The sequence below is a fragment of the Caulobacter sp. GW821-FHT09A05 genome (genome assembly GCF_059418465.1).
Genome location: NZ_JBWKPX010000032.1, coordinates 42,556 through 52,480 on the forward strand (window position 1 = coordinate 42,556; position 9,925 = coordinate 52,480).

Genomic DNA, 9,925 nt, shown 5'->3' on the forward strand with positions numbered 1-9,925 from the left:
GGCGACGAAAGGGACATGCGCACGCGCATGTCCCCGTCCGTGGTCGCTACTTCTTCGTCCAGCCGCCGTTCAGCGGCTTCCAGTACTGGCCCGGCGCCAGGCGCGCGTAGAGCTGCTTGGCGGTGGCCTGGCCGGCGGCCTCGGCGGTGACGCCGGTCTTGGCGGCGGTGTCCTTGTAGACGGCCGCGCGACCGGCGTTGATCTCGGCCACGGCGGCACGGGTGGCGGCGTCGCCGCCCGAAACGATGCCCAGGAAGCCGTCGGCCTGTTCGCCCACGGTTCCCGCGGCCTTGCCGGCGTCGACGGCGGCCTTGGCGGCGGCCGACTGGGCCAGAGCGGGAAGGGCCACGAAGCTCACGGCGCCCATCGAGGCGGCCAGGGCCAGGACCGTCATAGTCTTGCGGATCATGTCGGTTCCTCCTCTTAGAACAGGTTGGGGTTTTGCTGGATCGCGGACTGGACTTCCTTGTCCAGTTGCACGCGCACATTGGCGTCCAGCTTGGCGTAGATGTTGATCGGGTCGACCTTCACCCGCACCGTCGGGGTGCACGCCGCGAGGGCGCCCACCGCGAGGAGGGGAAGGATCAGGGCGCGCTTCATGGCGGGTGTCTCCAGTTCTCGGGGAATCTGCGGGTTCAAGGCTGAACCGTATCTGAACGCGGCGGCGGGGTCGCCGCAGGCGTGGGGGCGGGCGTAGGCGGCGCCGGGACGGGCGGAGTCGCCGCCGCGCGGGCCTGGGCCTCTTCCCAGGCGCGCTTGGCCGCCGCGATCAGCTCGTCGAAGTTCAGCGACGTATCCAGGGTCAGGTCGACCGGCGTCTTGGCGGGCAGAGGGATGCGGCGCTGGAAGGCGCTGCCGTTCAACAGCTCCATCAGGCCGATCCGGGCCTTTTCGGCGACCTTGGGGTCGTGCTCGCCCTTGATGTGGAACAGCACGCCCAGGCGACCCTTGTCGGTGCTGTTGACCCCCGCCTCCAGCGTCTCGAAATGCAGGTTCTCCATCGCCTGGTAGGCGAAGTCCTGGATGGCGTTGACCGGCACGGCCTTGGGCGCGGTCAGTGGGTCGGCCGGATCGACCGTCCCCTGGCCGGCCTCGACCCCGGTCAGAGCCTCGCGGGCGATCGCCAGCCGGCCCGGGCCGGTGGCGTAGACCTTGCCGTCGACGAAGCGGAAGCCGGCCGGACCCGCCTCGAACGGCAGGCGGCCATCGACGATCGCCTCGATCTTGACCTTGTCGGCCAGGGACGAGCCGGAAACCAGCTGACCCAGGTCCAGGCCGGCGATATTGACCACGCCCTTCATCACCCCCTTGCCGTCCAGCGGCAGGTCGAACGGCTCGATGCTGATCTTGCCCTCCGAGGCCTCGAAGGTGGTGGCCTGGAGATGCATGGCCTCGGCGCCGAGGCCGAAGCTGGCGCGGATCGACTGGATCGGCACGACGGCGTCGATGGTGTCGATGGTCAGGACCTGGCCGGGCGGGGCGGTCAGCGGGGCCAGGCTGTCGAAGACGATCTCGCCCTTCAGCCGGCGGGCGGGACCCAGGGGGCTCTTGAAGTCCAGCCCCGGGGTCGAGGCCCGACCCTGGCTGGTCATCACCTCGTCATGCCAGGCGAACTGGCCGGTGAAGGCGACCGGACCCTCGGCGTCGCGGGCGACCACCGCCAGGGGCGTCAGCTCCAGCGGCTGCAGCCCGCCCTTGGCGAAGACCAGTCCAGAGGCGTCGATGTCGGCCTGGCCCCGGCCGCTGGCCACGTCGTGGCGGATCGTCACCCGACCCAGCGGGCGGCCGGACAGGGTCCTGCCGTCCAGCGCGCCGGTCCACTGGCCGCGGGCCAGGTCGACCTCGCCGGTGGCGGCGATCGTCTCGAAGCGCTTGGCCTCGGTCGAGGCCTCGACCACCCGGCCGCCGGTGACCTTGACCTGGGCCACGTCGAAGCCGCGGCCGCCGCCGACGAAGCTGGCCTCGACGCCCTCCAGCCGCGCCTGGGCGACATTGACCATGGCCGCCCCGTCGCGGATCAGGGCCGAGGCGCGCCAGATCCCGTCATGGGCCACGACCAGGGGCTGGGCGGCCGGGCACAGCCGGAAGGTCACGTCGCTGATCGGCGGCTCGCCCATGGCGATGGCCTTGGCGGTCATCGGCGTGCAGTTGTTCAGGCGCACCGTCAGCCCGCCGTCGGCCAGCTGGGCCCGGCCGGCCAGGGTTCCCGCCACGCCGAGGAACGGCGGCACGTCCACGGCGCCGGCCACGACCACGTCGCTGGCCAGGCCCGAGGCGTCCGACCGCCAGCGGGGGACCTTCAGGCTGATGTCGGGCAGGCCGCCACCGCCCAGGGCGACCACCGCCCGGCCGTCGGCCGTCCCGTTCCGCGCCGCGACCAGCGGGCCGCCGGGCGCGTCCACCATGACCTTGGCGCCGCTGGCGGCGGTCAGGGCGATGGGGCGAGGCAGGGACAGGGTGGTTTGGCCGCCGGTGATCCCCAGCTTCAGGGCCGGGGCGCTCACCGTGAACCGCGACAGGGCCCGGGCGGCGGCCTTGGCGTAGTCCGGATTGGGCAGGGCCAGGGCCACGCGCTCGGCGTCCGGCCCGGTCATGGCCCCGTCGGCGTCGGCCCGGGCGTCCAGGGCCAGGGCGAGCCCGTCGGTCCCGGCCGAGACCCGGCCCCGGCCGTCGGCGGCCAGGCTGGACAGCACGATCCCGCCCATCGCCGCGCGGCCGCCGCCCAACGCCACCGTCAGCGGCCCGCTGATCGAGCTTCGCGCCTTGTCCGAGACCAGGGTCAGGCTCGAGGACTGGACCTCCAGCGCCGTGCGCGACAGGGCCGCCCCGCCGGCCACCGCCCGGTCGGCGTTGGCGGCCAGCCGCGTGCGGGCCGAGCCGCGCGCCCCGTCCGGATCATAGGTCAGGGCCAGGTTCGACAGGTCCAGGTCGGCGACCACGTCGCGGCTGTCCAGGCCCCCTCCGGGCCCGCCGGCCGTCAGCCGTTCGCCCCGCGCGTGGAGGGTGGCCTTGCCCGTCAGGCCGCCGCGCTCGAAGTCGCCGCTCAGCAGGCCCGACACCGCCAGGTTGGCCTCCAGCCCGCCCAGGCTGGCGGCCTGCACCTCGGCCCCCCGGGCGGTCAGGGCCAGCCGCGCCTCGGCCGGGCCGACCATCGAAAGCCGCTTCAGGTCCGGATAGGTCAGGTCGGCCTGCAGGGTCCCTTGCGCCTCGGTCAGGTCCAGCTGGCCGGCGCTGAAGGTCTTCAGGCCCAGCTGGACGTCGACGGTCAGGCGGTCGCCGCGCTTGCGGGCCTTGAGCACGGCGCCGTCGGCCTCGAACGACAGGTCCTGCGTCGCGTAGCGCATGGCCGCCAGCCGGCCGTCGAACCGCAGCAGCTTGCCGTCGTCCAGGCTGGCGTCGCCGGTCAGGCGGGCCGGGCCGCCGGGGGTGCGCAGCAGCACCCGGGCGTCCTCGATCAGGATCGCCGGACCGGGCGTGTCCGGTTCGGCCGGCGACTTCAGCGCCCGGTCGATCATCGGCTGCAGGGTCCCGAAGTTCAGGCCGTCCTGGTCCAGCCGGGCGTTGACCCGCGGCCGCACCAGCCGCACGGCCCGGGTGTTGAGCGCGAATTTGCCGCCCGTCCACGGTGAGGCCAGGTCGTAGGCCACCTCGATCCGCTCGGCCGAGAACACCGGGGCGTTCTTCGGTCCCAGACGGATCGCGCCGGCGAAGCCCGTGGCGTCCAGGTCGTCCAGGTCGACGCTGGCCTCGATCCCCTGGTCGTTCAGCCAGGCCAGGGCCAGCTCGCGGCTGATCTCGCGGCGGCCGGCATAGGCGGAGAAGCCGATGGCCACGAAGGCCAGGGCGGCCAGGCTCATGGCCTCCAGCCCGGCGTCGACCAGCGCCGCGCGGCGGGACCGCGACGGGGAGGACGGCTTGGCGTCGTTTTGGGGCTCTGGCGGTGGGGGCTCGGCCATCAGGGGGCACAATGCCGCAAGCTGCGGCGATTGTTAGGCCTTAGTTTCGAAAGCCCAGCACGTCCTGCATGTCGTAGAGCCCTGGTGGCCGGCCCTTGACCCACAGGGCGGCGGCGACCGCCCCTCGCGCGAACAGGCCCCGGTCGGTGGCCGAGTGCGACAGGGTCAGCACCTCCTCCTCGCCGGCGAAGATCACGCTGTGCTCGCCGATGATCCCGCCGCCGCGCACCACCGAGAAGCCGATGGCCCCCTCTTTGCGCGGACCGGTCAGGCCGTCGCGGCCGCGGTCGGCTGCCTGGCCCAGGCCCACGCCGCGCCCGTCGGCCGCCGCCTGGCCCAGCATCAGGGCGGTGCCGGACGGGGCGTCGACCTTGCGCCTGTGGTGGGCCTCGTGGACCTCGACGTCCCAGTCGGCGGCGGGCAGGGCGGCGGCGGCCTGCCTGACCAGGCCCATCAGCATGTTGACGCCCAGCGAATAGTTGCCGGACTTGACGATCGCCACACGGGTCGCCGCCGCGGCGATGCGGGCGTCCTGCTCGGCGGAAAAGCCGGTCGAGCCGATGACCAGGGCCGGACCGGGCCGCCCCTGTTCGCGAAGGGCGGCGGCCGCCTCGGCCAGGGCCACGGACGCCTCGGGGACCGTGAAGTCGATGGCCACCTCGGCCGCCTTCAGCGCCGCGTCGCGCTCGACCAGGCCCTCGCCGGCCGCGCCCGGCCGGTCGAACCGCGCCACGACCACCGCGTCGCTCCGTCCGTCCAGCGTCCGGGCCAGGGCCTGGCCCATCCGCCCCAGGGCGCCGGCCAGGGCAATGGTAACGGTACCTTCCGAGGCGCTGGGCGCGGCGGCTAAGTCGTTCTGGCTCAAGGCGATCTCCCGGGCGTTACGCGGGCGGTAGTCTCCCGACCCGCCCCCTCAGGTCAAGGAAAACAGCGGCCGGATGACAACGCTGGACAGGCCTAATCCCAAGCGGAACAAGCGTTTGCGGCCGGAAACTTCCCCAGCGCGAGGTTGTGACGCCTCCCTCCGGCCGCTACGGTGCCGCCCATAAGGGCGCGCCGCATCGATCGGCGCCTCCATCATCGTGTGACGGCCGACGCCAGGACAGGGGAAACGCGCCATGAGCGACGCGGAAAAGAAGACCTTCACGGACGAGGAAGCGCTGAACTTCCACCGCTATCCCACGCCCGGGAAGATCGGCGTCGTCGCCACCAAGCCGATGGCCACCCAGCGCGACCTTTCCCTGGCCTATTCCCCCGGCGTCGCCGTGCCGGTCCACGCCATCGCCAAGGACCCGGACGCCGCCTACGACTACACCTCCAAGGGCAACCTGGTGGCGGTGATCAGCAACGGCACCGCGATCCTGGGCCTCGGCGACCTGGGGGCCCTGGCCTCCAAGCCGGTGATGGAGGGCAAGTCCGTCCTGTTCAAGCGCTTCGGCGACGTCGACTCCATCGACATCGAGATCAGCTCCAAGGACGCCGACGAGATCATCACGGTGGTCAAGAACATCGGCGTCACCTTCGGCGGCATCAATCTGGAGGACATCAAGAGCCCCGAATGCTTCCGCATCGAGACCGAGCTGCAGGAGCTGCTCGACATCCCGGTGTTCCACGACGACCAGCACGGCACGGCGATCATCTGCGCCGCCGGCCTGATCAACGCCTGCCACATCACCGGCAAGCGGATCGAGGACGTCAAGGTGGTGCTCAACGGCCCCGGGGCGGCCGGCATCGCCTCGCTGGAGCTGATCAAGGCCATGGGCGTCAAGCCCGACAACGTGATCGCCGTCGATAGCAAGGGCGTGCTCTACCAGGGCCGCACCGAGGGCATGAACCAGTGGAAGAGCGCCCACGCGGTCGACACCCCGCTGCGCACCCTGGAAGAGGCGGTCAAGGGCGCCGACGTGCTGCTGGGCCTCAGCGCCAAGGGCGCCTTCACGCCCGAGATGATCGCCAGCATGGCCCCCCATCCGGTGATCTTCGCCATGGCCAACCCCGATCCGGAGATCACCCCGGAAGAGGTGCACAAGGTCCGCAAGGACGCGATCATGGGCACCGGCCGCAGCGACTATCCCAACCAGGTCAACAACGTCCTGGGCTTTCCCTACATCTTCCGCGGCGCCCTGGACGTGCGGGCCCGGCGGGTCAATCACGAGATGAAGATCGCCTGCGCCAACGCCCTGGCCATGCTGGCCCGCGAGGACGTGCCCGACGAGGTCGCCGCCGCCTATCACGGCCGCCAGCTGAAGTTCGGCCCGCAGTACATCATCCCGTCGGCCTTCGACCCGCGGCTGATCTGGTACGTGCCGCCGTTCGTGGCCCAGGCGGCCATGGACACCGGCGTGGCCCGCCGGCCGATCGCCGACATGGACGCCTACCGCGCCAGCCTGGCCCAGCGCCTGGACCCCACCGCCGGCTTCCTGCAGAAGATCAGCGGCGCCGTGCTGGCCAATCCCAAGACCATCGTGTTCGCCGAGGGCGAGGACCCGTCGGTGATCCGCGCCGCCTACGCCTTCCAGACCGGCGGCTACGGCAAGGCCATCCTGTGCGGCCGCGAGAACCTGGTGCAGGAGAACATGCGCGTCGTCGGGCTGGACCCCGACACCGTCGACCTGGAGATCCACAACGCCCGCCTCAGCGACCGCAATCCCGACTATGTCGACGCGCTCTACAAGCGCCTGCAGCGCCAGGGCTATCTGAAGCGCGACGTCCAGCGGCTGATCAACCAGGACCGCAACAGCTTCGCCGCCTCGATGGTCACCCTGGGCGAGGCCGACGGCATGGTCACCGGCGTCACCCGCAGCTTCGACCAGGCCCTGGAGGAGGTGCTGCGCGTCGTCGACCCGGCCCCCGGCGGCCGGATCATGGGCATGTCGGTGGTCCTGGCCAAGGGCCGCACCGTGTTCGTGGCCGACACCAACGTCACCGAGCTGCCCGACAGCGACGAACTGGTCGAGATCGCCTGCGAGGCCGCCCGCGCCGTCAAGCGCCTGGGCTTCAAGCCGCGCGTGGCCTTCATGAGCTATTCCACCTTCGGCAACCCGATGGGCGAGCGCTCCGACAAGGTGCGCGAGGCCGTGGCCATGCTCGACGAGATGGACGTCGACTTCGAATACGAGGGCGAGATGCCGCCCGAACTGGCGCTCGACCCGGAAAAGCGCGCCAACTACCCGTTCATGCGCCTGACCGACAGCGCCAACATCCTGGTCATGCCGGCCATCCACTCGGCCTCGATCGCGACGAAGCTGGTGCAGAGCCTGGGCGGGGCGACGGTGATCGGGCCTGTGCTGCTGGGCCTGTCCAAGTCGGTGCAGATCGCGCCGCTGAGCGCGTCGGTGTCGAAGATCCTGAACATGGCGATGATGGCGGCGTACGAGGGGGCGGGGGAGGCTGGGGCGGCGGCGGAGTAGGGGGGCGGGCTAGGTCATGCCGAAACGCGCGCGCGGCGCCGCGCCAGGACCGGGTTGGCGGGACGATGTCCGCCGTCGGTACCGCCTCAGGCGCACCGGGTACGCCCTGATGGCTGGCGGCGTCGCTCTGGCGTGGTTCGCCGTCAGCATCGCCGCGTTCCTCATCTGGACCGTGACCTTCCGCCATGGTCCCAGCCCGCGCGCCGCGCTCGCGGGCTTCGAAGCGGTCGGCACGGGCCTGTTCGCCCTCTTCGTCCGCTACGGACCGATCTACCCCTTCCGCGGCAAGCCGCCCGAGGAAGCCGCCGCCGAAGCATTTCTGGCGGGCAAGGATGTGCGCTCAGACGACGGGGCGTTTGATCTGGATCGATAGGGGGCGTGGGTAGCGCCGGTCTACGCGCCTGAGCGTGGCGTATGGTCATGCTGGCTATCCACTCGGCCTTGAGCGCTGCCGGGCAGGTGCGGAGCCGGGCGACGGTGATCGGGTCGGTGCGGTTGGGGCTGAGCAAGCCGGTGCGGATCGCGCCGTTGAGCGCGTCGGTGTCGAAGATTTTGAATGTGGCGATGATGGCGGCGTACGAGGGGGCGGAGTAGGGACGAAGGATTCTACCCCATTTCGCCAAAACAGATGAAAAGGTGGGGCGGAAGAGAATGTATCTCTAGCCTACTCTGTTGATTCGCCCAATATCTGAGCACCCTCCAACGTCGTAGACCATACATTCGCAGAGTATCTCACCTGATATAGGCCAATAGGAAGGTATACATCCTTTTCTGCCGAGCGCATGTGGACATTGAAGTCATATTTAGTGCCGGTAGCCGCTCTAACTTGCATCTCCGGCGCACCAGCAGGGCTACTTATAATATGTACGCTCAGCTCAGGAATGACATCCATATGTGGATCAAACGCGCCAGAACCGGTCATCATATGTACAGGTCTTAAAAGCTCGATTTCCAGAATTCCACTGTTGTCCAGAATACCCGCCTCCTCAACATATTGGCGTACCCGAACCGCAGCATCAGAAATTTTCCGATGTGTACGTCGATTTCCTATTTCTCGAATTTCTTCGAGAGCGGTAGCATCTATCTTTCTTCCGGACTGATTAGCTGAAACTTCGAGAAATAAATCCGTCTGATATATAATTACTCTTTGACCTGTATATCTATAAGCTTCTTCCATAAGCTCTATGCGTGGCCCTACGGTTTTCCCTGATTTTATTTCCCACCAGTCTTCCTTTTTCTCCGAAGTTACAAATACAACTGGCGAAGATGAAGATTTCGAAAAATCAAGTATTTGACTCCACAGAATAAAATCTCCGTATGGTCGCTCCGCGTCCTTGCCGTCATCCATATAGCCAGGAGGAATTTTCTCGACAATTCTTCGCTTTGCCTCCACTACGGCCGCATCGTGTTCTTCCGCGCCAAATGGCTCCCCAATATGCCCATCAAATACTTTCAATATCCTACGTAAAGTATCATCCGTTTTTAGGTAATTTGGATGACTCGCTTGCGCCGCATTTACCATTTCCTTCGATTCAGATATGGCAGACAAAATCTTTTCATTCAAAATATCCAACCCAGATCTTGGAACGAGACGATATCCGCGCAAATTTCCTATCGCTCCACCAATGTGAGAGTAGAGATCGTCCAAAGCTTTCGATGCATCTCGAAATGTTCTTTCGGCCGATGCTATGACATTTTTTCTATTTCGAATGAATTCCCTTGCGGATTGGTCAGATATCCAGACCCTCTTCCCAAAACCTTCAATTGCAGCAAGAAGGTTTTCCCGCGTTTGAGTATGATATCTATAAAGGTCGAGTAAGACATTTGCGTCTAAGGTCAAAACGCCTTTGTGCCATACCCGCCTAATCTCCTCAGAGCTCGGCTCAAGATACCAATCAAATCTTGTTTTCATTTTATAGCCAAACGACAGAGAGAGCTAAGAAGCGTAGCTTAACCATAACGTGCAGTCAGGCAACCTGTGAAGATTGCAAATTTCGTTTTGTCAGCCATCTCAGCGGATGGCGCCACGTCCTGAAACCCTTGGTGGAATGGGAGCTCTGGGGTCTGACCGTGTCAAGGATCGCCTCCGGCGACCGCGTCGCGGCGACGCGGAGCGTCGCTTGACACGGTCAGACCCCAGAGCAAGCTCGCCACCATGGATTTCAGGGCGCGGCCTGGCCGCCGGGGGCGGTCCGGCCGGGCGAGGGGGAAATCCTCGATTTCTGATCCGCTCATCCCGGCGAATGCCGGGACCCAGATCCGAAAGCTGAGACTCTGATTGGAGGAACTCAGCGCTCGTGGCGTCAGCCACACCGCTATTCCATCTGGGTCCCGGCGTTCGCCGGGATGAGCGGAGTTTTTGGGGGGTTTATGCTCGGCGTATCCGCGATGAACACCAGCAAAATCAACGCCCTGAACTTTCTCGACCCCAATCTGTCCTCACCCCTTCCAACCGCCCTTATCCTGGTCCCACCTCGTCGCAGGGAAAGGGCGCATGGCCAGCGACCGATGCGGCGGCGGGGGGCGATCGAGCGGGACTGGGCTGGAGGGGGTTACTCC

8 protein-coding genes and 1 pseudogene are annotated in these 9,925 nt (G+C 67.3%); 3 read left to right on the forward strand and 6 right to left on the reverse strand.

Translation table 11 applies throughout. The annotated features are described in order from the left end of the window. Positions 1-46: 46 nt before the first annotated feature. Genes AC07NX_RS22285 through dapB form a run of 4 tightly spaced genes read right to left on the reverse strand, consistent with a single transcriptional unit; the run spans position 47 to position 4,821 of the window. Complete coding sequence (locus AC07NX_RS22285) at positions 47-409, reverse strand: YdbL family probable chaperone protein (protein WP_494644811.1); 363 nt, start codon at positions 407-409, stop codon at positions 47-49. Positions 410-423: 14 nt separating this feature from the next. Next, the gene (locus tag AC07NX_RS22290) at positions 424-600 is read right to left on the reverse strand and encodes a YnbE family lipoprotein (RefSeq protein WP_081684574.1); all 177 of its coding nucleotides are present in this window, start codon (positions 598-600) and stop codon (positions 424-426) included. A 35-nt stretch (positions 601-635) separates the two neighbouring features. Then, a complete protein-coding gene (locus AC07NX_RS22295; RefSeq protein WP_494644813.1) occupies positions 636-3,956 on the reverse strand; it encodes an intermembrane phospholipid transport protein YdbH family protein in 3,321 nt (1,106 codons plus the stop codon). A 40-nt stretch (positions 3,957-3,996) separates the two neighbouring features. Continuing rightward, the gene (gene dapB, locus AC07NX_RS22300; RefSeq protein WP_494644815.1) at positions 3,997-4,821 is read right to left on the reverse strand and encodes a 4-hydroxy-tetrahydrodipicolinate reductase; all 825 of its coding nucleotides are present in this window, start codon (positions 4,819-4,821) and stop codon (positions 3,997-3,999) included. A 253-nt stretch (positions 4,822-5,074) separates the two neighbouring features. On the opposite strand from dapB, the gene AC07NX_RS22305 reads away from it, so the two are divergent. The 3 genes from AC07NX_RS22305 to AC07NX_RS22315 all read left to right on the forward strand — a co-directional run bounded on the left by AC07NX_RS22305 (position 5,075) and on the right by AC07NX_RS22315 (position 7,960). Continuing rightward, on the forward strand, positions 5,075-7,366 hold the full coding sequence (locus tag AC07NX_RS22305; RefSeq protein WP_494644817.1) for an NADP-dependent malic enzyme: 2,292 nt from the start codon (positions 5,075-5,077) through the stop codon (positions 7,364-7,366). A gap of 109 nt (positions 7,367-7,475) precedes the next feature. Next, positions 7,476-7,739, forward strand: coding sequence for a hypothetical protein (locus tag AC07NX_RS22310; RefSeq protein ID WP_494644819.1), 264 nt, complete (start codon positions 7,476-7,478; stop codon positions 7,737-7,739). A gap of 47 nt (positions 7,740-7,786) precedes the next feature. Beyond that, entirely contained in the window at positions 7,787-7,960 is a 174-nt protein-coding gene (locus AC07NX_RS22315) for a hypothetical protein (protein WP_494644821.1), read from the forward strand. A 70-nt stretch (positions 7,961-8,030) separates the two neighbouring features. On the opposite strand, the gene AC07NX_RS22320 is transcribed toward AC07NX_RS22315, so the two are convergent. Next, a complete protein-coding gene (locus AC07NX_RS22320; protein ID WP_494644822.1) occupies positions 8,031-9,278 on the reverse strand; it encodes a PIN domain-containing protein in 1,248 nt (415 codons plus the stop codon). 556 nt (positions 9,279-9,834) lie between these two features. Continuing rightward, a pseudogene (locus tag AC07NX_RS22325) lies at positions 9,835-9,925 on the reverse strand (hypothetical protein); the annotation flags it as partial.